At 64.8% G+C, this 22,780-nt stretch carries 24 protein-coding genes; all 24 read right to left on the bottom strand.

All coding sequences use genetic code 11. The features are described 5' to 3' along the window. Position 1 precedes the first annotated feature (1 nt). Positions 2–754: a flagellar biosynthesis protein FliR gene (fliR, locus tag AAE027_RS13425; protein ID WP_370988451.1), complete on the bottom strand. Its 753-nt coding sequence runs from the start codon at positions 752–754 to the stop codon at positions 2–4. Beyond that, entirely contained in the window at positions 751–2,832 is a 2,082-nt protein-coding gene (flhA, locus tag AAE027_RS13420; protein ID WP_128937932.1) for a flagellar biosynthesis protein FlhA, read from the bottom strand. The genes fliR and flhA overlap by 4 nt, the downstream gene beginning before the upstream one ends. 70 nt (positions 2,833–2,902) lie before the next feature. Further along, on the bottom strand, positions 2,903–3,169 hold the full coding sequence (fliQ, locus tag AAE027_RS13415; protein WP_027572776.1) for a flagellar biosynthesis protein FliQ: 267 nt from the start codon (positions 3,167–3,169) through the stop codon (positions 2,903–2,905). Then, positions 3,166–3,588, bottom strand: a complete 423-nt coding sequence (gene flgD, locus AAE027_RS13410; protein ID WP_091879847.1) for a flagellar hook assembly protein FlgD — start codon at positions 3,586–3,588, stop codon at positions 3,166–3,168. Before flgD ends, fliQ begins: the two co-directional genes overlap by 4 nt. Positions 3,589–3,603: 15 nt before the next feature. Beyond that, positions 3,604–4,014, bottom strand: coding sequence for a flagellar biosynthesis repressor FlbT (flbT, locus tag AAE027_RS13405; protein WP_370988450.1), 411 nt, complete (start codon positions 4,012–4,014; stop codon positions 3,604–3,606). Beyond that, positions 4,014–4,358 (bottom strand): flagellar biosynthesis regulator FlaF, encoded by a 345-nt coding sequence (flaF, locus tag AAE027_RS13400; protein ID WP_128956043.1) that lies wholly within the window; start codon positions 4,356–4,358, stop codon positions 4,014–4,016. Before flaF ends, flbT begins: the two co-directional genes overlap by 1 nt. 67 nt (positions 4,359–4,425) lie before the next feature. Continuing rightward, positions 4,426–5,472: a flagellar hook-associated family protein gene (locus AAE027_RS13395; protein ID WP_370988449.1), complete on the bottom strand. Its 1,047-nt coding sequence runs from the start codon at positions 5,470–5,472 to the stop codon at positions 4,426–4,428. A gap of 3 nt (positions 5,473–5,475) precedes the next feature. Next, a complete protein-coding gene (flgK, locus tag AAE027_RS13390; RefSeq protein ID WP_370988448.1) occupies positions 5,476–6,951 on the bottom strand; it encodes a flagellar hook-associated protein FlgK in 1,476 nt (491 codons plus the stop codon). Positions 6,952–6,985: 34 nt separating this feature from the next. Then, the gene (locus AAE027_RS13385) at positions 6,986–8,218 is read right to left on the bottom strand and encodes a flagellar hook protein FlgE (protein ID WP_370988447.1); all 1,233 of its coding nucleotides are present in this window, start codon (positions 8,216–8,218) and stop codon (positions 6,986–6,988) included. 90 nt (positions 8,219–8,308) lie between these two features. After that, positions 8,309–8,890 (bottom strand): transglycosylase SLT domain-containing protein, encoded by a 582-nt coding sequence (locus tag AAE027_RS13380; RefSeq protein ID WP_370988446.1) that lies wholly within the window; start codon positions 8,888–8,890, stop codon positions 8,309–8,311. Further along, entirely contained in the window at positions 8,841–10,157 is a 1,317-nt protein-coding gene (gene fliK / locus AAE027_RS13375) for a flagellar hook-length control protein FliK (RefSeq protein WP_370988445.1), read from the bottom strand. The genes AAE027_RS13380 and fliK overlap by 50 nt, the downstream gene beginning before the upstream one ends. Then, a complete protein-coding gene (locus AAE027_RS13370; protein ID WP_370988444.1) occupies positions 10,154–11,344 on the bottom strand; it encodes a chemotaxis protein in 1,191 nt (396 codons plus the stop codon). The genes fliK and AAE027_RS13370 overlap by 4 nt, the downstream gene beginning before the upstream one ends. Then, complete coding sequence (locus tag AAE027_RS13365; protein WP_370988443.1) at positions 11,341–12,651, bottom strand: MotB family protein; 1,311 nt, start codon at positions 12,649–12,651, stop codon at positions 11,341–11,343. The genes AAE027_RS13370 and AAE027_RS13365 overlap by 4 nt, the downstream gene beginning before the upstream one ends. Before the next feature lie 6 nt (positions 12,652–12,657). Then, complete coding sequence (locus AAE027_RS13360; RefSeq protein ID WP_370988442.1) at positions 12,658–13,356, bottom strand: hypothetical protein; 699 nt, start codon at positions 13,354–13,356, stop codon at positions 12,658–12,660. Next, positions 13,353–14,978, bottom strand: a complete 1,626-nt coding sequence (gene fliF / locus AAE027_RS13355) for a flagellar basal-body MS-ring/collar protein FliF (protein ID WP_370988441.1) — start codon at positions 14,976–14,978, stop codon at positions 13,353–13,355. The genes AAE027_RS13360 and fliF overlap by 4 nt, the downstream gene beginning before the upstream one ends. Positions 14,979–15,275: 297 nt before the next feature. Further along, positions 15,276–16,187, bottom strand: coding sequence for a flagellin N-terminal helical domain-containing protein (locus AAE027_RS13350; RefSeq protein ID WP_128936236.1), 912 nt, complete (start codon positions 16,185–16,187; stop codon positions 15,276–15,278). Between the two features lie 271 nt (positions 16,188–16,458). Further along, positions 16,459–17,364, bottom strand: coding sequence for a flagellin N-terminal helical domain-containing protein (locus AAE027_RS13345; RefSeq protein WP_130215213.1), 906 nt, complete (start codon positions 17,362–17,364; stop codon positions 16,459–16,461). Between the two features lie 241 nt (positions 17,365–17,605). After that, positions 17,606–18,346: a flagellar type III secretion system pore protein FliP gene (gene fliP, locus AAE027_RS13340; protein ID WP_128937942.1), complete on the bottom strand. Its 741-nt coding sequence runs from the start codon at positions 18,344–18,346 to the stop codon at positions 17,606–17,608. After that, positions 18,343–18,786 (bottom strand): flagellar basal body-associated FliL family protein, encoded by a 444-nt coding sequence (locus AAE027_RS13335; RefSeq protein WP_176945324.1) that lies wholly within the window; start codon positions 18,784–18,786, stop codon positions 18,343–18,345. Before AAE027_RS13335 ends, fliP begins: the two co-directional genes overlap by 4 nt. A gap of 42 nt (positions 18,787–18,828) precedes the next feature. Further along, entirely contained in the window at positions 18,829–19,536 is a 708-nt protein-coding gene (gene flgH, locus AAE027_RS13330; protein ID WP_091880379.1) for a flagellar basal body L-ring protein FlgH, read from the bottom strand. Beyond that, positions 19,537–20,292, bottom strand: a complete 756-nt coding sequence (locus AAE027_RS13325; protein WP_370988440.1) for a MotE family protein — start codon at positions 20,290–20,292, stop codon at positions 19,537–19,539. Positions 20,293–20,359: 67 nt separating this feature from the next. Beyond that, the gene (flgI, locus tag AAE027_RS13320) at positions 20,360–21,490 is read right to left on the bottom strand and encodes a flagellar basal body P-ring protein FlgI (protein ID WP_091879897.1); all 1,131 of its coding nucleotides are present in this window, start codon (positions 21,488–21,490) and stop codon (positions 20,360–20,362) included. Continuing rightward, positions 21,487–21,963, bottom strand: a complete 477-nt coding sequence (gene flgA, locus AAE027_RS13315) for a flagellar basal body P-ring formation chaperone FlgA (RefSeq protein WP_370988439.1) — start codon at positions 21,961–21,963, stop codon at positions 21,487–21,489. The genes flgI and flgA overlap by 4 nt, the downstream gene beginning before the upstream one ends. A 13-nt stretch (positions 21,964–21,976) precedes the next feature. Continuing rightward, entirely contained in the window at positions 21,977–22,765 is a 789-nt protein-coding gene (gene flgG / locus AAE027_RS13310; RefSeq protein ID WP_128936243.1) for a flagellar basal-body rod protein FlgG, read from the bottom strand. Positions 22,766–22,780 lie beyond the last annotated feature (15 nt).

The raw sequence follows: 22,780 nt of genomic DNA, 5'->3' as shown, positions 1-22,780 counted from the left end.
ATCACTCCGCCAGCCATGACGAGACGCCGAGCATGAACTGCGTCAGCAGCTCGTCGCTGGTGAGGTAGAGCAGCAGGAAGCCGCCGAACAGCACGAAGGGCACCGAGATGAAATAGACCGGTATGGCCGGCGTCAGCTTGTTGATCAGGCCGACCGCCAGGTTGACGATGACCGAATAGACGATGAAGGGGCTGGTGATCCGCAGCGTCAGCACGAACGCTTCCGAGAGGCGGCCGACGAGCTGGTCGAGCGCCATGCTGCCGCCGAGCCTGTTCCCGGGATGCCAGAGGTCGTAGGAGTTCATCAGCCCGCGCAGCACCTGCCAATGCTGGTCGGTCATGAAGAACAGCGTGGTGACGGCCGCCATGATCAGCGGCACCAGGGCCGGCGCCGGATCGGTGTCGCCGACCGGCGTGCCCGGGATGTTGCTCAGTCCAATCGCGCTCGCCATCACGGTCGCCATGGTCTGGAGCGCGAGGAAGAACACACGCCCACCGAGGCCGATGACGCTGCCGACCACGAGCTCGGAGCAGATCAGGAGCGCGAGCGTCAGCGGCGCCGCGTTGTCCGTGAGCGGTTTCAGGACCGCGATCAGGATCGGCGTCAACGCGAACGTCGTGACGAGCGCGACGAACAGGCGCACCTGGGCCGGAACATTGACGCTGGAATAGCCGGGCACCAGCATCAGGCAGGCGCCGATGCGGCAGAACACGATGAACGTCACCAGCACGCTGTCGGCGAGGCCGCTGATCACGATACGGCTCCGAGCGCCCTGATCTCGGCGCTGCGCGCGACTTCGACATGCGACAGGATCGGCAAGGTCGGGAACACCCGCTCCAGGATCATCCGGACATAGGGACGGGCTTCGGGGGTCACCGCCAGCACCACGCTGGTGCCGTTCTCGGTGAACTTGCGTATCGCCGCACTGGCTTCGGTCGCGAACTGCTCGATCAGGCGTGGATCGGCGTCGAACTCGACGACGTCGCCCTTGCCGTCGCGCTTCAGGCTCTGATGGAACGCCAGGTCCCAACGATTGCCGAGGCGGACCACGTTCAGCACGCCGTTGTCGGAGAGGTCGCCGCAGATCTGCTGGGCTAGACGCGTCCGCACATGCTCTGCGACCTGCTCGGAGCGCCGAACATGCGGCGCGATCTCGGCGATCGCCTCGAGAATGAGGTGCAGGTTGCGGATCGACACGCGTTCGGCCAGCAGAATCTTCAGGATGGCCAGCAGTCCCGAATAGGAGATCTGCGACGGGCAGAGATCCTCGACCAGGCGCTTGTATTCCGGATCGAGTCGGTCGAGCAGGGCGCGCATGTCCTTGTAGGACAGGAGCTGGGCGAGATTCGCCCGGATCACCTCGCTGAGATGCGTGAGCAGCACCGACAGATTGTCGACCGGCTTGCAGCCCTGCCGCTTGACTTCGTCGGTGAAGGCCTCCGTCACCCACAGCGCCTTCATGCCGAAGGCGGGCTCGATCACCTCTTCGCCGGGGACGTCGGGTTTGCCGTCCTTGTCGACCAGCACCAGCACCTCGCCGAGCCTGAGCTCGCCGTGCGCGACGCGCGTGTCGTGGATCCGGATCTGGTATCCCTTGGGATCGATCGACAGATTGTCGCTGAGCTTGATCTCCGGAATGACGAAGCCGTACTGCTTGGCGAACTTCTTGCGGATCTTGGCGACACGGTGCGCAAGCTCGGTGCGCGAGCCAAGGAGATGGACCGAAAGATGGCCGCCGAGCGCCAGCTCGATCTCCGCGGTCTTGAGCTGCTCCTTGACGGATTCCTTGGCGTCGGCCTGCGCACGTTCGTCGGCCTTGCGCGCATCTTCCTTCTGCTTCAGCGCTGCCTGCCGCTTCGGCAGCGAATAGCCGACGAAGGCCATGACGCCGCCGAGCAGCACGAACGGCGCCATCGGCAGCCCCGGCATCAAGGCGAGCACGAACATCATCAGCGCGGCGGCGGATACCGCGCGCGGATAGCTGCCGAGCTGCCGCAGCACGGCCTGCTCCGCCGACCCCCTGGTGCCGCCCTTGGAGACCAGGAGGCCTGCCGACAGCGACACGATCAGTGCCGGCATCTGCGACACCAGGCCGTCGCCGACGGACAGTTTCGTGTAGACGTCGGCGGCACGCGACAGCGTCAGCCCGTGATGGGTGACGCCGATGATGATGCCGCCGAAGATGTTGATCGCGGTGATGATCAGGCCGGCGATGGCGTCGCCACGGACGAATTTCGAGGCGCCGTCCATGGCGCCGAAGAACGCGCTCTCCTCTTCGAGCTCGCGGCGCCGGCGCTGGGCTTCCTTGTCGTCGATCAGACCCGCCGACAAGTCGGCGTCGATCGCCATCTGCTTGCCGGGGATGGCGTCCAGGGTAAAGCGGGCGCCAACTTCGGCGATACGCGTCGCACCCTTGGTGATCACGACGAAATTGACCGTCACCAGGATCGCGAAGATGATGAGGCCGATGACGAAGTCGCCGCCCATGACGAACTTCGAGAATCCGGCGACGACGTAGCCTGCGGCCTGTTCGCCCTCCCCGCCCCGCGACAGGATCAGGCGCGTCGTCGCGACGTTCAGTGCGAGGCGCAGGATCGTCGCGATCAGCAGCACGGTCGGGAAGGCCGAGAAGTCGAGCGGCCGCTGGATCCACAGCGCGACCATCAGGATCAGCGCCGAGAGCGCGATGGAGAAGGCGAGGCCGAGATCGATCAGGATCGGCGGTATGGGCAGGAACAGGATCGTGAGCATGGTCACGATACCGCCCGCGAAGAAGGCGTCCGCCCCGAGGCGGCGCGGGCTTGGCAGGCTAGCAGCTAACGTATCGGCCATGGGTCACCGGCAGAGGATCCGCCCGGTAATCTGCCGTGCAAAGCTTACGCGAGGGTGGTGGCCTCGGAGATCAGAAGCCGTGCTCGATCCGCGAATAAACCATCTCGGTGAAGGTGGAGAGATGCGCCCCGATGAACGAGCCGGAGACTGCGACGACCAGGAGAATGACGATGATCTTCGGGACGAAGGTCAGCGTTACCTCCTGGATCTGAGTCAGCGCCTGGATCAGCGCAATGACGGTGCCGACGAGCATTGCGGCACCGACCGCGGGCCCGGAGGCGACGATGATGGTCCAGATCGCGGCCTGGACGATGTCGAGGGCGTCCCGCTCGTTCATGATTGGCTGATGGTGAGCCCGGGCCCGACGGCAACCTTCGTGCCGTTCTCGAGGGTCGCGATGGAGCCGTCGCTGTTGATGGAGACCGAAGCGACCTTGCCGCTGAAGCTGGCGCCGGTCGAGTCGGTGAAGCTGACGGTCTTTCCGATCAGCCCGTTGGCCTGCGACAACGACTGTGAGGACAGCAGCGCATCCAGCTTCGTATTGGTCTGCATGGCCTGCTCGACCGTCGAGAGCTGCGCGAACTGGCTCATATATTGCGAGGTGTCCATCGGATTGGTCGGATCCTGGTTCTTCATCTCGGCGACGAGCAGCTGAAGAAACGTGTTGTAGTCGACGCTGTTGCTCGACGTGGCCGTGGTGGAACTGGTCGAACTGGAGGACTTGCCGGTCGTGTCGGTCGCGCTGGTGACGTTCATCTAGCTTCTCCGCTGTCAGGCAGCCTCGAATGGGGTATGGGTTGTGACGCCGGCCAGGATCGCCTGCTCCACCGGGAACAGCGCCCGGATCCGCTTGAGCGCCTCAAAGTAACGGGTCGTCTCGACCAGCTCGTCGACCGCGGCAAGTCCGTCGAGCATCTCGCCGTTCTCGCACACCGCAAGCAGGGCCGCGTGATGCTGCGCGTAGAGCGCCGACGCATCCCGGACGTCGGTCGGGTTCATCAGCATGAGCTGCACGATGAAATAAAGCTGCCGCATCGCCGTGGTGGCGTCGGACGCCTGCATGACCTGCCCTTCGAGCAGGAACATTACGTCGTTGACGAGCTCGACGGAGACCTTGCGGTCCACGCGCAGCACCGCGCCGTTGATGTAGATCCGTTCGCCCGCCCGCAAGGAGATCTTCATCAAAGAGCGTCTCGGATCAGGCGGTTGATTTCGATGAGCTGCATCACGTCGTTCGATTTCTCTTCGCGAAGGCGGTCGGCTTCCTTGACGACCCACAGGCCGATCGAGATGATGTCGGCCCGCAGCTTGTCCGGCAGTCCGTTCTCCGGATGCGACAGATCCTCGATGAAGATCGTCCACAGCCGCCGGACATAGAGCAGGCTCTCGACCAGATCCTCGAGGCGGAATCCGCCTCGCTGAATCCGCTCGAGCCGGTCGATGCCGAGGCTGAGCGCCTGCCGCTCGCGGCCCCGCGCCTCATGGCCACTCTCGTCGACGACCGCTTCATAGGCTTCAAACGTCATCAGAACCACTCTGCACGGGAGACCGAATAACAAGACAAGGTTGCGAGCCTTAGCAGCGAACTTTAGCTCAGAGATAGTTGATGAGGCTGATCTTCTGGAGCTGCGAGGTGAGCGCGAGCGCCGTCTGGATCTGGGTCTGCAAAGTGTTGACCCGGACCGACGCCTCGGTCGGGTCGACCGCCTCCATCTTGACGATCTGGTCGTTGAGGATGTCCTTCTGGATCTTCAGCTTCTCGGTCGCGCCGGTGACGCGTTGCTGGATCGAGCCGACCGTGCCCCCGAGCACGGCGAGATCGTTGATGGCACCGCTGACGAGGCTGATGGCCTTGTCGACGACGACCTGGAACGTATCCTTGCTCAGGCTCGTGTTTCCGAGATCGGTGAGCATGGTGTAGGCCTCGGCCAGCTTGCGGAAGCCGGGCTGGTTGGCGCTGACGGAACTGTCGACGACCTCGGTCGTGGAGATGCGGCTCGACAGCGTCTGGTCGGTCGCCGACGACCAGTTGGTGTTCCAGGCCGGGCTCGCGAACTCGGTGTCGAGGGTGTTGTCGAGGAAGTTCTGCATCTGCGCCGGAGTGATGGTGCTCACGCTGGCCGAAGACTGCGCGAAGCCGAAGCTCGCGAGGAAGTCCGCGTCGACCTGGTTCTTGCTGGCCGAGCCGGCGGTGTAATTCGTGACCGGCTGGGTCTGCGTATTGATGCCGCCGAACAGGTACGAGCCGTTATAGGAGACGTTGAGCGCGCCGATGAGATCCTGGAGATTGGCGGATGCGCTCGGCAGGATGATCCGCGCACCGCTATCGGCATCGCGGGCGGCGATCAGGTTCTTGAGGAAATCCGACGCGGTCGAGCCGAGCTGGGTGATCCGGTTCTGCGTCACGTCAAGCCGACCCGCAACGAGCTCGTTGGTATCGACGAGCTGGTCGGCGAAGTTGAATTCGGCGCGCAAGCTCACGTCGCGACCCGTCCCCGTGCCGAGCTCGAGGCCGACGTCCGCGAAGCGACCCGTGGTCGCCTCCTTCGAAGCCTTGCTCAGCGCGCTCTGATTGTTGGTGATCGATGACCTCAAGGCCGAAGACAGCATCAAGGTCGAGATGTAGTTCGCGCTCATCATGACTTAATTCCCCACGGCAGCCAGCAGGCTCTGCAACATCTCGTCGACGGTGGAAATGATCTTCGACGATGCCGAATAGGTGCGCTCGACCTGGAGCATCAGCGACATCTCGTCGTCCATGTTGACGCCGTTGACGTTGGACAGCGCCGCGGTGCTGCGGTCGAGCAACGTGTTCTGGTACTGGACGCTGTCGTCCGCGGCCTTGCGCTGGCTTTCGATCCAGCTCGCCGAGGAGGACGCGAATTCGATCACGCTGCCGCTCGGCTTGCCCTGCGCCGTGGTATCGAACGGCTGCGGCGCGTCCATCTCGTTGATGAGCTGCTGGAGCCGCGCCGAGAAGCCGGCGTTGCCGGTGGTGTTGTAATTATAGGCGGCGTTGCCGCTGATCGCGCCGTCGCGCAGCAGATTCGGGTTGCCGCCTGCGGCCGGATCGACCGACGCGGCAACACTGATCGTGCCGGCAAGGCCGACCGAAATGGTGGCGCTCGCGGGCATCGCGGGCGCGCCGGGATAGGTGAAGAGGCCGGGCACGTCGGGCAGCGCGGCGCCGGACTGATCGACTTCCTTGAAGGCGTCGATCAGACCGCGCGCGACTTCGTCGAGCTGGCTCTGATAGGTGACCGTGGCGTTGTCGCGCAATTCGGCGAGCCCCGCGAGCTTGCCTGTCTTGAGCGGCATCACGGAATTGGCACCGGTGACCGGGACGCCGTCGATATAGACCGCATTGCCCGTGGTGCCCGGCGTATAGACATTGGTCGCCGTGAAGCTCACCGTTCGCGCCGTCTTGTCGAACAGCACGACGCCGCTGTCGGTGTAGAGCGCCGCATCGCCGTTGGCGCGGAGCGACATCGAGACGCCGACCTCCTGCGACAGCTTCGAGACGATGCTGTCGCGCTGGTCGAGATAGTCGGTGACGTCGTCACAGGTGATCGTCCCTCGCACGATCGCGGTGTTGACCTTGTCGAACTGGGTGAGGAGCTGATTGATATTGGCGACCGACGTCACCATGTCGGCGTCCGCGCCTTCGCGGACCGATTGCACGGTCTTGGTGGCCTGGTTGAGCGCGGTCGCCATGTCCTTGGCGGAGGCCACCGCGGCCTGCGCCAACGTCGCGTTGTCCGTCGAGTTGGCGTATTGCTGGAGCGCCTGCTTCAGCTTGGTGAGCTGGGCGGTCGGCGACTGCTCGAGCTCGGGATCGTCCACCGTCGAGGTCGCGATCTTCTGGAGACCGTCATAGATCGCGCTCTGCTTGGCGGACGCCGACGTCGCGGTCAAGACGTTGGTGAACAGGCCGCCGCTGGCGGCGCGCTGGATCGCCGCGACATAAACACCGGCATTGGGAAGATTGTCCAGCACGGCGATCTTGCGCGAATAGCCGGCCGTGCTGGCACCGGCGATGTTGCGCGAGATCGTCGACGACTGGATGCCCGACGCCATGAGCGAAGCGCGAGCGGAGTCGAGAGCGGCGGTAAGGGACATGATCTGCTCTTCCCCGGGATGAGCGCTCGAGGATTCAGCGCTTCAGGTTGACGACGACGTCGAGCAGGTCGGCGCCGGTCTGGAACGATTTCGAGTTCGCGGTGAAGCCGCGCTGCGCCTCGATCATCCCGGTGAGCTCGTCCGCGAGATCGACGTTGGAGTCTTCCAAAGCGCCGGACTGGATCGTGCCGAGCCCGCCAGTGCCGGCATTTCCGGCCTGCGCGTTGCCGGAGTTCATGTTGGTCGAATAGACGTTACCGGGCTCGGGCGTCAGATTGTCGGGGCTCGCGACGTCGGCAAGCATGATCGTGTAAAGCGTCAGCTGCTGGCCGTTCTTGAGGACCGCCGTCACATGGCCTGCCTCGTCGACGTTGACCTTGTCGATGGCCGAAGGGGCACTGCCATTGACGGTCGCCTTGAAGCTGAAGTCCGTGCCGGCTTGCGTCATGTTCGACAGATCCATGGTCAGCGCCGCACCGCCCGGGACAGTCACGGTGAGACCCGTCGGACTTGCCGCAGCCAGGGCGCCCTTGCCGACCGCGGTGGTGTCGAAGGTAAAGGTGGTGGCGGGGGCGAGCGAGGTCCCGGTCGCGGAATCGTAGACCTGGATCTGCCAGGTGTCCGAGCCAGCCGCCGTCGCGGTGTGAGACATATAGACGTCAAGCGTAACGGGCTGGCCGATATTGTTGTAGGCCACGATCGAGCTTTTCGATGAATATGATGCCGGGCCAGGCGGACCGGCAATAACAGCCGCATTCGGATCCAGATTGCCGGCCGTCAGCGTTCCCGCCGTCGAGGGCACGGGCACCTGCGAGACCTGGGAGATGTTCACGATCTGCATGCCGGCCAGACTGTTCTGCGAGAAATTGGTCACGAGGCCAGGCTGACCGAGAAGATAGTAGCCGGCCGCGTTGACCAGGTTGCCCTGGCTGTCCGGCACGAACGAGCCTGCTCGCGTCAGAAACTGCTGCGTGTTGGTGGCGTTCGACACCACGAAGAAGCCATTGCCTTGAACGGCAAGGTCCGTCGTCGATGTGGTGAATTGGGTATGCCCGTCGTCGCTGATGGCGTAGCGGACGGTCGTCTCGACGGCGCCGGAGTCGTAATTGCCCGAGCCGCTCTTCAGGATCAGCGAGGAGAATTCGGTCGAAGCCCGCTTGTAACCGGTGGTGTTGACGTTCGCGATGTTGTCCGAGACCGTCGAGAGCTTGTTGGACTGCGCGCTCATCCCGGAAACGCCGGTGCGCATAACGCCGTAGAGGCTCATGGATTGGGCTCCTGTGGTAGGTTGAAGTTACAATGAGGGTTCTTGCTTGCGCGGGGCTGATGATGGGGAACCGTGCACAACTTGATGTCGTCAGGTCGTCTTCGGCTGACAGAACGAGCGCGCCTTGTCGGTCCACGCGCCAAAGCCGCTGGAGACGAGATGGGCGACGATGTGACAGACGTAGCGCTTCTGCGCCGGCTGATTGTTGGGCCCTGCATTGTAGCGGGCGACCGCCATGGTCCAGCTGCCCTCGCGCTGCTTCAACTCTTTCAGGAAGAGCGCGGCATATTCGACGTTCTTGGCCGGATCGAACATCGCACGCACCGAGGCGAACTTGTCGCCGTGATAATAGTGATTGATCTGCATGCAGCCGAGGTCGATCAGCTTGATGCCCTTGCTTCGCATGGTTTCGAAATTCGCGATCGCATCGTTCATGTCCTTGGCGAACACGGTCTGGCCGTCGGCGCCGAGCGCGTAGGGATGGAGCGCGCCGCGCCGCCCGGTCTCGGTGAGGCCGACCGCATAGAGGATGCCGAGCGGAATCCCGTGCTGCCGGGCCGCACGCGCCATCTCGCGCTCGCAGGGGCGCGCGCTGTCGGCCGCCGCCTCCGCAGCGCCCGCGTTACAGATAAACAGGGCCGCGACGAATCTGCGGCGCCACGTCCTGGTCATGACGCGTCTCCTGGTTGGGCTGGCGCTCCTGCCGGGCTTGCCTCGCGTCGCCGTCGGACTGTCCCGACGACGTGCTCGCGCCACCGAACGAGCCTTGCGACGGCGGCTGCTGCTGGCTCGAAAGCTGCGACTGCGACTGGCCGGAGCCGCTCTGGAATCCATCCAGCGAGCCGTGCTGGACCGGCGCGACGTCAGCGACATAACCCGCCGACTGCATGAGATCGCGGATGGAGTCGCGCTGCTGGTCCAGCATCTGGCTGGTGTCCTTGCGTTCGGCCGCGAGGTGGACCGACACTTCGGTGCCGACGAGACGCAGGCGCACGGTGACGTTGCCGAGCGCCGGCGGCTCCAGATTGATGGTCAGGATCTTGAGCGGCTGATCCGGCGCGTTGGTCTGGGACGCTGCGGGATCGGCGGTCGCAGAGGTCGTCGCGGATTCCTTCAGCTCGGCGACGACGGCGTTGGCGACCTGTTGCGGCGCGTTGAACTGCGCCGGTGGCAGATGGGTCTCCTGCTGCACCACGGTGACCTTGGTCGTCTCGGGCAATGCATCCCGCGCCGAGGCCTTGACGGCGGGTTCCACATTGGCCGTGACCGCCTCGAAACCAGGCGCCGCCGGCATTGCCTTTGGCGATGTCTCGCTGCCTTGCTGTGCGGCCGGAGCCGCCGCATCCTGAGAACGCGTACCAGCCGAAGCGAGAGCGGACGAAGCAGACTCGGCTGTGGCGACCTTCGCCATGCCCGCAGCCTGAACCTCACGCTTCGTGGACATGCGCTCGTCGCGTGCGGTCGCGTCTTTCTTGTCAACCGTCGCCGGCTGCGGCTTCGCGGCCGGCACGGCGGCGAGCTCCTGTCCGACGATCGCGGGGATGCCCGGCCCATTCGAAACGTCCGGCTTTGCGGTCGGGTCGACCAGATCTTCCGTCTCCGACGATTCGCCCGTCTTCCGGTCGCCGGTCTTGTGACTGGACTTGGGCTCGTCAGCCGCTGAGATGCGGTCGGACGTCGCCTCGTCCTTCGCCGTGTCTTTCCCGATCGGGTGCGTCAGACGCGTGCGCAGTGTTCCGGCTTTCGCGCTCGTGTCGCTGCCCTGATCGTCGAGCGCGCGCTTGGCGAGATTGGAGACGGTGTGGAGCAGATCGTTGAACGACGAGTCTGCCGATGATTTCGCCCCCGCGCTCTTGCCGGAGCGCGACGTGCTGCGCATGTTGAGGCTTTCCGCGAGGCCCGAGAATGGCTGTCCGGAGGTTTCGCTGAGCTTGGTCATGGACGGCGATCCCTGGTGAGGAGTTCAAGTTCGCCGAGCTGCTTCCGCGCACGCGCGATGGTCGCGGTCGATGACGCGAGGTCGAGGCGCGCCGGCGTTGCCGGAGGCTTATCGGCTGCGGCCGCGGATCCGCCGGCGAACGGCTTGCGGACGTCGAGCGCGAGCTGCAGCGTCGCATTCAGAAGGGGAACGTCGCGCTCGGGCAGCTTCGAGCGGTCGAGTGCCTTCAGCTCGGCGAGACCGCCATCATACTCGTCGGTGAGCGTCCGCGAGGCGCCACGGAAGAAATGCGCACGCTCGCGATCCGCTGACGCATCGGCGCTGAGCGTCAGCGCACGCTCGCCGGCGAGCCGGGTCACGGCCAGCTGTCCGCGCACCATCGCCGCGCGCGCGATCACGAGATAGAGCTTGAGGCGGCTGGCGCGATCGATCTGCTCCAACAGGGTTGTGATCCGCGCAAAGCGGCGCTCGTCGAGCGCGAGGCTCGATTGCGTCAGGCCCGTGGAAAAGCGCTGCCAGAAATCGCCGGCATAGATCGAGTTGCGGTAATGGCGGATATAGGCCAGCGTCAGGAACTCGAACTTGTCGAATTCCTCGGCCTGCCCAACCAGCAGGATCTCGCGCCGCAGCGCCGCCTCCTCTACGAGCGTACCGGGCAGGAGCAAGCGCGCGTCGTCGAGGCGCTCGATCGCGAGCGAGGCCTCGGCACGTGCGAAGAGCGCGCCCTGAACCAGCGCGACCTGCCCGCCCAGACCCGACGGAAGCGTGCGCGGCTTGACGTCCTTGAGCAGCTCGCGCGCTTCGTCCTGGCGGCCCTCGACATAGGCCAGCGCACCATCGAACAGTCGCTCGTCGACGTTCAGCTTGTCGCGCGGCAGCTTGCGCACAACCTGCGGCGCGCCGCCGCTGAGCAGATAGATGACGACGGCCTGGCCGTTCCGCGCATTGCTCCACACGCCCGCGTCAGCGGCGAGAAATTTCTCGCCGACCTGCCGGATCAACGCGATGTGGCTGCCATGCGCCGCGGTGTCACCATTGGCGATGCCATCCTGCACAGCCTGCAATGCGCGCACGAGTTCATACGGCTCCCCCGCTGTCGATACCGGGGCCGGCGCAGGCTCCGCCAATGCGCCTGCCACCGTGAACGGCAGCAGCAGCAAGACGGTGCGGAGGAGCGGCCGGATCAAAGGCGCTTCTCCCGGATCAGGATCTCGATCCGCCGATTCTGCGCGGCCGCCGGATCGTTCGGCAGTTTCGGCCGCCGGTCGGCGTAACCTTCGACATGCTCGATCCGCTGCGCATCGACGCCGGAGCGGACCAGCATGTAATAGGCCATCTGCGCACGGGCGGTCGACAGCCGCCAATTGTCGTAGGTCTCCGACTTGTACGGCCGATTGTCGGTGTGACCGCGGACGATGATCATGCCGGGCCGCTTCGTCAGCAGCGGGCCGATCTTGTCGATGACGCGAACGAGCTCGGGCCGCGGCTCCGCCGAGCCGACCGCGAACATGCCGAAGCTCGCATCGTCAGTCAGGCTGATCAGTAGGCCTTCCTCGACCTGACGAACCTCGGCCGCAGGTCCCGCGCCGGCCTTGACGTCCGACAGCGCGTCCGCGATCGCAGACTGAAGCTGCTTGACGGTTGGCTGCTGCGTTTGCGCCGCATCGCGCGGCTCGTTGTCCTTCGTCGTATCGTTGGGGCGCGCCTGCGCGGCAGCATTGGCCTGAGCGGTCGCTTGGGCGCTGCCCTCGCGCGAGGATTGCGACGGCGCAGGCCCGGGCGGCAACAGGGGCGACAGGCTTGCGGACGGGCTATCCGCGTTCGGCGCCACGCTTCCGCCCGCATCATCCACCTTGGCGCGGCGCGCCTGCGGTTCGCTCTGACCCGTGCCGGACGCATCGCGCGCGGAGGCATTCGGCTTCGGCTCGCTCTCGATGATGCGATCCGCGTCCTTGGACATCTGCGGCGCCAGCTTCCAATAGCCGGGATCGAAGGGATCACGGTAAGCGTCGCCACCCTTGAGGCCGTCCTCTTCGGCCGATGTCAGGGCGCCGGCGCGACGCTGGCCCGAGGCCTGGTTCGCACTATTGGCGATCTCGGCGAGCGTCGCATAGGGATCGCGGAACAGGACCTTCTCTTCGTAGAAGGGCGGTTTCTCCGCCGTCGGCGAGTCGCCGCGACGTTCTTCGTTCGGCCCCGCCGGCTTACGCCTGCCGTCCTGGCCTTCGAATGACGACGGCTCCTTCCTGGAGAGGTCCTTCAGACCCTTCGGAGCAGGTGCATTCTCCGCGAGCTTGATCGGATTGAAATAGCTCGCGACCACCTGCTTCTGGTCCTGGTTGAGCGCGTTGAGCAGCCACATGACCAGGAAGAACGCCATCATCGCGGTCATGAAATCCGCATAAGCGATCTTCCAGACGCCGCCGTGCGGCTTCTCGTCGTCGAAAGCGCTCCGCCGGCGGATGATCACGAGCTCTGGCTTGACCTCATTCATGGCGGACTACCGGCGCGCCTCCTTGAGGCGTTCGCTCCAGGCCGAGATCTGGGTCTCGATCACGGTCTGGTCGGCCACGACGCGGACCTCGAAGGTGTCGGCGGCCTCATAAGCGATGCCCGTCCGCCGGGCCTTCTCGAGCTGCGCCTTCACCAGGTCCAGCAACTCGCTCGGGCCGGTGACCTTGAACACCGGCACCGGCGAATTGCCGGTCAACGCCGCGATCTGCTCGACCAGCGACTCGATCGCCTTGTCGCGGACCGCCTCCGTGAGAAACGGCAGCAATATCCGCGCAACCGAGCTCGCGATATTGGTCTCAATCTCGCGGCAAGCCGTCTCGAAGCCGTTGACGATGGTGGCCGCCTGCTGGTCGGACCACTTGGCCCGCTCCTCGCCGAGCCGGATCGCGCTGCGGACGCGTTCCTCCGCAAGCCTGGCCTCGCCTTCCGCGACGCCGGCCGCATGGCCGCGACGATAGGCATCGTCGAGAAGGTTGACCGGCGGAGCTTCCGCTGCCGGGGACGGCGGCTGAAGCTGCTGCTGCGAATGGGGCTGTGGTTGCGGCTGAGGCTGAGGTTGCGGCTCGCGCCGAACCTCCCTCGGCCTTGTCAGCACGTCCTGGATCTTCGGCGGCGGAGGCGGCGGCGATTTGGCCCGGCCGTTCGCGTCGAACTGCGTCAGGAGCTTTCCGATTGCTGCGTTCATGCCGCCTCCTCGCGTCGCATCCAGTCTTTAAGGATCGCGGCCGCCTGCATCTGATCGAGCCGGACGATCTGCTCCAGCCGCTTTTGCGGCGTTCGCTGCATCTTGCCTTCGAGATCTTCGACGAGGTTGAGCTCGGCCTCCTCGCTGTTAGGCAATGCAAGGGCGGCGGCCTCAAGGGCGGCAGCCTCCGCTGCCTCGGTCTGCTCCTGTTCGGCGCGATGGGTGAGAATACCGTTGACCGCCGGCCGAAGCCCGAACCAGACCAGCATCGAGGCAACGGCGAGGATGGTCACCGCGTTGATGACGCTGCCGAGCTGCTTGTTGATCATCTCGACGAAACTGATCGGCGGCACCGGCGCCAGCTCGCGCGAGCCCTCAATGAAGTCGACGGCCGTCACCTGGATCTGGTCGCCACGCTGCTTGTCCAGTCCGCCGGCGGTGGCCGCGAGCTGGCTGATCTCGGCGAGCTTGCTGTCGATGATGACCTGGTTGCTCTTGTCGCCGAGATCGGCGACGAGGCGCGCGCGGTTGACCAGGACCGCGATGAAGAGCTTCTTGACCGAGTAGCCGTCGCTCACCGTCGTCGTGGTCTTGGACGACACCTCGAAATTGGTGACGTCCTCGCGGCGGGTCTTGTCCTCGCTGGAGTTCTTGCTGCCGCCCGCGTTCACCTGCTGATCGGGGAGGTTCTGCTGCACCGTGGTCGGCGTCGACCGGTCCGCGTTCTGCGAAGACTCCTTCTCGCGCACGTTCCGCACCGAACGCTCGGCGCGGCTCTCGGGATCGTAGACGGTCTCGTTGATCTGCCGCTTGTCGGTGGAGAGCTGCGGTGCGACGCTTACCTCGAAATTGTCGAGACCCAGATAAGGCGTCAGCGCCTTGCGGATGTTCTCCTGCACCATGCCGCCGACCGTCTTCTGGAGGCTTGCCATCTTGGTCGGTGCGGCGCTGGCCTCATCCTCTTCGGCGAGCAGCATCGAGCCGTCGGCGTCCAGCACGGTCACCTTGTCGCGGCTCATGCCGGGAATGGCGGCCGCGACGAGATGACGGATCGATTGCGCCGTGCGCGCCTCGATCGCGCCGTCGGTGCGCAGCACGACCGATGCCGAGGGCGGCTGCTGCGTCGCGCGGAACGAGCCGCGTACGGGCATGACGATATGCACGCGCGCGGCCTTCACGCCCTTCATCAGCTGCACCGTGCGCGCAATCTCGCCTTCCAGCGCTCGCAGCTTGGTGACCTCCTGCATGAACGAGGTCAGGCCGAGCGAGCCGATCTTGTCGAATAGCTCGTAGCCGGAATTGGCGCTGGTCGGCAGGCCCTTCTCGGCGAGCAGCATCCGCGCCTGCATGGTCTGGCTCGGCCGCACCGAGACGGCGTCTCCGGCCGTATTGACATCGAAAGCGATGTTCTGCTCGCGCAGCGCGGCGCCCATGCGCGTCACGTCTTCGCGGGTGAGGCCGGTATAGAGCGTCTCGAATTCAGGCCGGCTCAGATAGTAGGCACCGCCGACGACGGTAACGAGAACGGCAAAGCCGATCAGCCCCAAGGCCATCAAGCGTCGTGGCCCAAGCTCCAGCAGATTGTTGAGCAGTTGCTGTACCTGCGCACGACTGAGCAGCATATGACCTCGTACCTATGCGAACGTATGAGACACTCCGCTGCCAACCTTGTCTGAAGGTTGCGCGCGGTCGCGAATGTGTCGGTTCGCTGGCGAGGCGTTGCAATTTTTACAAATTCGGCGGCGCAATCGACATCGGCAACGGACGGCCGGACGCATTGCCGCCGGAGCGGCCGCGACATGTCGCATGAAATCTGACGTCGGAAGGTCGATTTTCGGGCACGTCTTGTGCCGTCACGTCCGCCGATCTCGGCGGGGACCGTGCTCCGCGGGGAGCACGGTCGTTTTCGAAAGCGCCGCTTAGCTGCGGAACAGCGACAGGATGCTCTGGCTGTTCTGGTTGGCGATCGAGAGCGCTTGAACGCCGAGCTGCTGCTGGGTCTGGAGCGCCTGAAGGCGGGTCGATTCCGCGTTCATGTCGGCGTCGACGAGCTGGCCGATACCGCGATCCACCGAGTCCATCAGCGACTTCACGAACTCCGTGTTGTTCGAGATGCGGTTCTTGATGGCGCCGAGGTTCGCGGCGGACTGGCTGACGGTGTTGATCGCGGCGGTGACCTGCGCGATGTAGCCGTCGAGCGTGGTCTGGTCGGTCGCCGAGTCGGTCAGCGCAGCGATGCTGATCGTGTCGACCGATGCGGTGCCACTCACCGTGTCCAGGATGCCGGCCGTGGTCGAGGTGTAGAGCGAGTAGTTGGCAACCGTCACCGTGATGGTGTTGATCGTGGGCGTGCCGCCGACCCGCGAGAACGACGACACCAGGTTCACCGTCGCCGGGGTGGTGGCGGTGGTGCTCAGCCAGTTCACGCCGTTGAACGTCGCCGCGTTGGCCACGTTCTTCATGTCCTGCTGGATCTGGGTGATTTCGGCCTGGATCTTGGTGCGGTCGATGCCGGCGGTCTTGGCTTCGACCAGCAGCGCCTGGAGCTTGGTGAGGCCGGAGTTGCTGTCGCCGATGACCTTGTTCAGAGCGGTGTACTCGGTGTCGACGGTCGCAGCCGACAGACCGAGCGAGTCGGAGACGGCGGAGAGCGCGGCGTTGTCGGCGCGCATCGAAGTCGCGATCGACCAATAGGCCGAGTTGTCCGAAGCGGTCGCGACCCGCTGGCCGGTCGAGATCCGGTTTTCGGTCGTCTGCAGGCTGGCGCTGACATTCCGGAGGGTCTGCAGCGCAGTCATTGCAGCGGAGTTCGTAAGCAGGCTGGAAGCCATCTTTGATGTCCCTTTGAAAGCAGATTGGATTTTGGGGACATACCGGGCTTGCACCGGTACGACAGGGCGGCATCATGCCTTTGGGATACGGAAATGCGCGTGAACCCAACCCGTCGTAGCGGCGAGACTATCCAGCGAAGCTTGTGCGAGGCTTGTGGCCCTGTGATCGGACCGCAACAGGTAAATCGGAATCATGGCGCGCGCGACGTCACGCCAAACGAAAGGGCCGCGCTTCGCGAGAAGCGCGGCCCTCCCCGGACTGTCTTGACGCTTAGCGGAACAGCGACAGGATGCTCTGGCTGTTGTTGTTGGCGATCGAGAGCGCCTGAACGCCGAGCTGCTGCTGGACCTGGAGGGCCGCCAGGCGGGTGGACTCCTGGTTCATGTCGGCGTCGACGAGCTGGCCGATACCGCGATCAACCGAGTCCATCAGCGACTTCACGAACTCCGAGTTGTTCGAGATGCGGTTCTTGATGGCGCCGAGGTTGGCGGCACCCGAGGAGACCGTGCCGATCGCCGCGGTGACCTGCGCGATGTAGCCATCGAGCGTGGTCTGGTCAGCCGCCGAGTCGGTCAGTGCACCGATGTTGATGGTGTCGACCGACGCAGTACCGCTCACCGTGTCCAAGATGCCGCTCGTGGTCGAGGTGTAGAGCGAGTAGTTGGCAACCGTGACGGTGATCGAGCCGGTGGTCGGCGTGGAGGCGACGCGCGAGAACGACGACACGAGATTGACGGTCGCCGGCGTGGTGGCCGTGGTGCTCAGCCAGTTGACGCCGTTGAACGTGGCCGCGCTGGCCACGTTCTTCATGTCCTGCTGGATCTGGGTGATTTCCGACTGAATCTTGCTGCGATCGATACCGGCGGTCTTGGCTTCGACCAGCAGCGACTGGAGCTTGGTCAGGCCCGAGTTGCTGTCACCGAGAACCTTGTTCAGAGCGGTATATTCGGTGTCGACCGTCGCGGCCGACAGACCGAGCGAGTCGGAGACGGCGGAGAGCGCGGCGTTGTCGGCGCGCATCGAGGTCGCGATCGACCAGTAGGCGGCGTTGTCGGAGGCGGTTGCCACGCGCTGGCCGGTGGAGATCCGGGTCTGCGTGGTGGAGAGTTGCGAGCTGACAGACCGCAGGGTCTGGAGCGCGGTCATGGCGGACGAGTTCGTGAGCAGGCTTGACATTGCGAATGTCCCTTTATGTACGCGTTACATTTTCACTTTGGGACATACCGGGTTTTCACCGGTACGGAGGGGCGGCATCATGCCTTTGGACTGATGTGGGTGGGGTCCAACCCGCCGTGACGCCTTGCTAGCACACCGAATCTTGCCGCCGGATTAAAATCGCCTTGAATATCATCGCTGTAGCGGCGGTATCGTAGTTACCATCCGCTAACCATGATGACGCGGTCCGAGCCGCGCTCTTTCAGGAGAACGACCGCACCAGTCCGGAGGCGAGCAGGTTCCAGCCGTCGATCAGCACGAAGAACAGCATCTTGAACGGCAGCGCGAGGATCGTCGGCGGCATCATCATCATGCCCATCGACATGGTCAGCGTCGCCACGATCATGTCGATGACGAGGAACGGCAGGATGATGAGGAATCCGATCTCGAACGAACGCCTGAGTTCGGAGATCATGAAGGCCGGAATGATGACGCGCATGTCGATGCGCTTGTCGTCGAACTTCTTGCGAAAGCTTTCCGCAGCGAGCGCCTCGAAGGTCTGGAGATCCTTGTCGCGAACGTGGGCCAGCATGAACTCGCGGAAGGGATCGGTGATCTTCAGGTAGGCCTCTTCCTCCGAGATCTCGTTCTTCATCAGCGGCTGGACGCCGGTCTCCCAGGCGCGGTCGAATGTCGGCGCCATCACGTAGAAGGTCATGAACAGCGCGAGGCTGATCAGCACCAGGTTGGCCGGCGTGGTCTGGAGGCCGAGACCGGCGCGCAGGAACGACAGCGCCACCGCAAATCGCGTGAAGCTCGTCACCATGATGAGCAATCCCGGCGCCACCGACAGCACCGTGATCAGCGCCATCAGCTGGATGATACGGCCGCTGGTCGAGCCGTTGCCGGGCGGCAGCAGCGAGTTGAGGTCCGGAATCTGGGCCAGCGCCACTTCGGGCAGCACGACCAGGATCAACGCGAGTAGCAGGACTCTTACTCTCACTGGATCACCAACGTCTCAATGATCAATTCGCGGACCTTGCCCGACGAGCGGATATTGGCGCGCTCGGTCAGGTCGTCGCGCAGGTGCTGGAGCCCGCGCGATCCCTCGAACTGGCCAACCGACGCCGACCGCAGATAGGTGATGATGTCCTCGCTGATGTGGGCGGCCAGGATGCCGGCATCCTCGTCGCTCATGCTCTCGGTCACCATGGAGGCCTCGACGCGGGCCCAGTTGTTGGCCGGTGCAGCGAGATTGGTCACGATCGGGGACAGTTTTCGAAGCCGCGCGCTGCCGGCGTAGCTCGACGCAAGGGGCGGCGGCGTGGCGCTCTTCTTCGCGTCGGCCACGCGCTCAGCGGCCGCAAACAGATGCAGGCCGGCAAGGGCGCCCGCACCGATCGCGACAAGGGTCAGCACGACAATGGCCGCAATCAGGCGCATCACGTCCCCTGCCCTCGCGACGCGGCTCGGCCGGTGCGGATCTCAGAATGGTGCCACGGCGTCATAGATCCGGTGTCCCCATCCAGGCTGCTGCACGTCAGACAGATTTCCACGGCCACCATAGGACACGCGCGCCTCAGCGATCTTGTCGTAGGAGATCGTGTTGGCTCGCGAGATGTCGCGCGGACGCACGATGCCGCCGACATTGAGCACGCGCATCTCGGTGTTGACGCGGAATTCCTGCGAGCCGCTGATCATCATATTGCCGTTCGGCAACACGTCGGTGACGATGGCCGCGATGGACAGCTTGATATCCTCGGTGCGGTCGATCTGGCCGTTACCCTTGATCTGGGTGTTGGTGCTGAGATTGGCGTTGGCCTGGCCTTTGTCGCTCCATCCTGCGACGTCCATCAGCCAGTCGAGCCCGAACTTGACCTGCGAATCGCGCGAGCGGCCGGTCTTGTTGTCGAGCTTGGCCTTGTCCTGCATCGAGATGATCACCGTCACGACGTCGCCGGTACGCCGGGCGCGGGGATCGCGGTAGAGATCGGTGCCGTCATCCCAAGTCGATCGATAGCTGACGGGCGTGCGCATGCGCGGCGTCACCGGGATCGGATCGGCCTGGGTCCTCAAGCCGCTGCCGACCGGCGACATTTGCGGGCCGGTCAGGACCTCGGCCGGATCATGGAAGCATCCGGCGAGGAAGACGGACGCCAGTACGAGCGGGAGGATGAGGATCGGCTTCTTCATCTATTTGGTCTTTCCGTCATCCACACGGCGCATCCCGCCGAGCAGGTCGGCGAGGTGCGCCGCACGGGCCGTATCCATCTCGTTGAAGATTGCGCTCGAGCTCCTCGGGCTGAGCTTGGCGAGCACGGCGGCGGCGGTCTCGTCGGCCATGCCGGCAATCTGGGTCGCCGCAGCCTCCGGCTTCATGCGCGAATAGATCTCGACGACGCTGGCTTCGGCCTTCTTCAGGAAGTCGTCGCGCAGCGCCATCCACTTCTCGTATTCGGCACGCTTGGCCTCGACCTCGGCGATCCGTTCGCGGAGCAGGTTCTCGGCCTTCTCCAGCTCCTTGAGCTGCCAAGCCAGCCTTGCGTCGACGGCGGGGTCGGCCACGTTGCTACAGAACAGCGCGACGTCACTATCGGCGGACACGGCGGCCTGTGGAGGTGTGGGCTTCGGCGGCGCCGTGACGCTGCCGGGTTTGGCTGCACGTACAGGTGCCGGCGCCGGCGTCTCGGAAGCCGGCACTGCGCCGGTGATGGCCGGACCTGAATCTTCCGCCGCCCAAGCCGTGGCACGGACGGAGGCGCTTCCGCCCGGAATCGGGGTGGCCGACGTGCCCGGCTTCTGCGGTCCGGACGCGCGGGCACGCGCGAAGGAGAGCAGGTTGAGCGGCTTCGTCGGTTTCGCCTCGTCCAGCGCCAGCACGGGCGAAGCGCCCGCAAGCGTCCACACCGCGACGAGGAGGAGTTTGGCTTTGTGATCCAGCTTCAGCATCGGGCCGCGTGCGATTCTCGGTCGAGACCAGAGCATTGAGCGACCAAGCTTGCACGACGCTTGTGCATCATTGCACGATGACATCGGCCTGGAGCGCGCCGGCCGTCTTGATCGCCTGGAGGATGGCGATGATGCCTGATGGTTTCAGGCCGATCTGATTCAGCCCGCGTACCAGGCGCTGGAGATCGACGCCGCTCAGGATCGCCACCTGCGCGCCCGCCTCGTTGGCCTCGACCACGGTCTGCGGAACGACCACCGTCTGACCTCGCGAGAACGGCGCCGGCTGCGAGACCACGGGAAGCTCGGTGACGCGCACCGTCAGATTGCCGTGCGTCACGGCAACGGTCGATATCCGTACGTCGCGTCCGATCACCACCGTGCCGGTGCGCTCGTTGATCACCACCCGTGCGGGCGTGTCCGGCTCGACCGTCAACTCGCCGATTTCGGCCAGGAATCGGACCGGGCCGATGTTGCGCGGCTTCGACAGCACGATCGTGCGATAGTCGCGCTCGAAGGCGATCTGCGCGCGATAGCGGCCGCCGGCGTAGCGGTTGATAGCATCGAGAATGCGCGTTGCGGTGACGAAGTCCGGATTCTTGAGCTCCAGCACCAGGAATTCCATTTCATGGAGGCTTCCCTGCACTTCGCGCTCGACCAGCGCGCCGTTCGGAATGCGCCCCGCGGTCGGCGTGCCCTGGCTGACGTTCTGCGCCTGGCCGCCGACGCTGTAGCCGGCGACCGTGATCGCGCCCTGCGCAACGGCATAGACCGCACCATCCGCCGCCCGCAGCGACGTCATCACCAGCGTGCCGCCGAGCAGCGAGGTCGCATCGCCGAGCGAGGACACGGTCACGTCCATCCGCTCGCCGGCTCCGATCGAGGGCGGCAGGTCCGCGGTCACCATCACGGCCGCGACGTTGCGCGTGCGCAGCGTCGTCGGACGCGTGGGATTGTTGGTGCTCGTGGTCTCGTTCCTGACATTGATGCCCATGTTCTCGAGCATCGATTGCAGGGACTGTTCCGTGAACGGCGCATTGCGGAGCGTGTCGCCGGTGCCGTTCAGGCCGATGACGAGGCCATAGCCGACGATCTGGTTCTCGCGCAGTCCCTTGATGTCCGCGATGTCCTTGATGCGGACCGCGGCCTGAGCGCTGGCGGTAGCGAGGAGGAGGACGAGCGCAAGCAGGACTCTGGTCATGACCCATCCACGACCTTGACCGTGCCGTCCGGCTGGACGATGCCCCTGATGATCACGCCTGTATCGGTGTTTCGCACCGGGATGAGCGCGCCGGCCGCGCCCGACTGCATCGCCGAGCCATAGGTGACGATGGACAGGCCACTGTCTTCCACCACGACCTTGACCATGGCGCCGCGGGCAACAGTCCAGGGATCCTCCACCGAATTGGTCGGGATCGGCTGGCCCGGCAGCAGCGTGCGCCGCGCCATGCGACCGACCAGGACCTGACGTCCTTCGATGAACATGGCGACGCCGAGCAGGCTCGGCGCGAAGGCGCGCTCGGTGATCATGTCGTCCCGGATCACCTCGCCCGCGCGGATCGAGACGGCCGGCACGGGAAGCCGCTTCTCCTCGGCCGCCGCGAGGCGCGCCGAGACGAGAACCAGCAGCACGGCGGCCAACCCGCGCATGATCAGGCCCACCCTGTTCAACATCGAGACACCGGAACTAGCGCATGCCCTTCGAGACAGTCGAAGCCATTTCATCCGAGGCCTGGATGACCTTGGCATTCATTTCGTAGGCGCGCTGCGCCGAGATCAACTCGGTGATTTCCTTGACGGGATCGACGTTGGAGGCTTCGAGATATTTCTGGTTGATCTTGCCGTAGCCGGAATCGCCCGGCAGCCCGACGACCGGCGTACCGGACGCGGTCGTCTCGCGGTAGAGATTGCTGCCGAGTGGCTCGAGCCCCGCCTCATTGGCGAAATTGGCGAGGTTGAGCTGGCCGATCTGCCGTGGATTTATTTCCGTGTCCAGCTTGGCGAACACCTGCCCGGTCTGGTTGACCGTGACCTCGACCGTTCCCTGCGGCACCGTGATCGCGGGGTCCAGCAGATAGCCGTCGATCGTGACGAGCTGGCCGTTGGCATTGGTGTTGAACGAACCGGCGCGGGTGTATTGCACCTCGTTGTTGGGACCCAGCACCTGAAACCAGCCGCGGCCGTTGATCGCGAGGTCGTAGGGATTGCCGGTCTGCGTCAGCGCGCCCTGGATGTGCAGCTTGCGGATCGCCGCCGACTTGACGCCGAGGCCGAGATTGGCACCCTCCGGAATCGGCGAGGAGCCGTTGACGTTGGCGACGCCCTGCATCCGATCCATCTGATAGAACAGATCGGTGAACTCCGCGCGCGCCCGCTTGTACGACGTCGAGTTGATGTTGGCGATGTTGTTGGCGATGACCTCGATGTTGGTCTGCTGGGCGTTCATGCCAGTGGCCGCAATGGCGAGCGATTTCACGATCGTCACTCCTTC

This window comes from Bradyrhizobium sp. DN3, from assembly GCF_041357655.1.
Taxonomy (GTDB): domain Bacteria; phylum Pseudomonadota; class Alphaproteobacteria; order Rhizobiales; family Xanthobacteraceae; genus Bradyrhizobium.
The sequence above is the reverse complement of the archived record's forward strand: the minus strand, read 5'-3'. Positions and strand labels throughout refer to the sequence as shown.

Excerpts from the sequence above, each read along its gene's own strand:
- AAE027_RS13350 (WP_128936236.1), bottom strand. The coding sequence starts at position 16,187 with ATGGCTTCCAGCCTGCTTACGAACTCCGCTGCAATGACTGCGCTGCAG.
- AAE027_RS13395 (WP_370988449.1), bottom strand. The coding sequence starts at position 5,472 with ATGATGAGCGCGAACTACATCTCGACCTTGATGCTGTCTTCGGCCTTG.
- flgH (WP_091880379.1), bottom strand. The coding sequence starts at position 19,536 with ATGAAGAAGCCGATCCTCATCCTCCCGCTCGTACTGGCGTCCGTCTTC.
- AAE027_RS13380 (WP_370988446.1), bottom strand. The coding sequence starts at position 8,890 with ATGACCAGGACGTGGCGCCGCAGATTCGTCGCGGCCCTGTTTATCTGT.
- flbT (WP_370988450.1), bottom strand. The coding sequence starts at position 4,014 with ATGAAGATCTCCTTGCGGGCGGGCGAACGGATCTACATCAACGGCGCG.
- AAE027_RS13360 (WP_370988442.1), bottom strand. The coding sequence starts at position 13,356 with ATGAACGCAGCAATCGGAAAGCTCCTGACGCAGTTCGACGCGAACGGC.
- AAE027_RS13365 (WP_370988443.1), bottom strand. The coding sequence starts at position 12,651 with ATGAATGAGGTCAAGCCAGAGCTCGTGATCATCCGCCGGCGGAGCGCT.
- flaF (WP_128956043.1), bottom strand. The coding sequence starts at position 4,358 with ATGACGTTTGAAGCCTATGAAGCGGTCGTCGACGAGAGTGGCCATGAG.
- flgK (WP_370988448.1), bottom strand. The coding sequence starts at position 6,951 with ATGTCCCTTACCGCCGCTCTCGACTCCGCTCGCGCTTCGCTCATGGCG.
- AAE027_RS13345 (WP_130215213.1), bottom strand. The coding sequence starts at position 17,364 with ATGTCAAGCCTGCTCACGAACTCGTCCGCCATGACCGCGCTCCAGACC.
- flgA (WP_370988439.1), bottom strand. The coding sequence starts at position 21,963 with ATGTTGAACAGGGTGGGCCTGATCATGCGCGGGTTGGCCGCCGTGCTG.
- fliQ (WP_027572776.1), bottom strand. The coding sequence starts at position 3,169 with ATGAACGAGCGGGACGCCCTCGACATCGTCCAGGCCGCGATCTGGACC.
- fliK (WP_370988445.1), bottom strand. The coding sequence starts at position 10,157 with ATGACCAAGCTCAGCGAAACCTCCGGACAGCCATTCTCGGGCCTCGCG.
- AAE027_RS13385 (WP_370988447.1), bottom strand. The coding sequence starts at position 8,218 with ATGAGCCTCTACGGCGTTATGCGCACCGGCGTTTCCGGGATGAGCGCG.
- flgI (WP_091879897.1), bottom strand. The coding sequence starts at position 21,490 with ATGACCAGAGTCCTGCTTGCGCTCGTCCTCCTCCTCGCTACCGCCAGC.
- fliF (WP_370988441.1), bottom strand. The coding sequence starts at position 14,978 with ATGCTGCTCAGTCGTGCGCAGGTACAGCAACTGCTCAACAATCTGCTG.
- AAE027_RS13335 (WP_176945324.1), bottom strand. The coding sequence starts at position 18,786 with ATGCGCCTGATTGCGGCCATTGTCGTGCTGACCCTTGTCGCGATCGGT.
- flhA (WP_128937932.1), bottom strand. The coding sequence starts at position 2,832 with ATGGCCGATACGTTAGCTGCTAGCCTGCCAAGCCCGCGCCGCCTCGGG.
- flgD (WP_091879847.1), bottom strand. The coding sequence starts at position 3,588 with ATGAACGTCACCAGCGCGACCGACACGACCGGCAAGTCCTCCAGTTCG.
- AAE027_RS13325 (WP_370988440.1), bottom strand. The coding sequence starts at position 20,292 with ATGCTGAAGCTGGATCACAAAGCCAAACTCCTCCTCGTCGCGGTGTGG.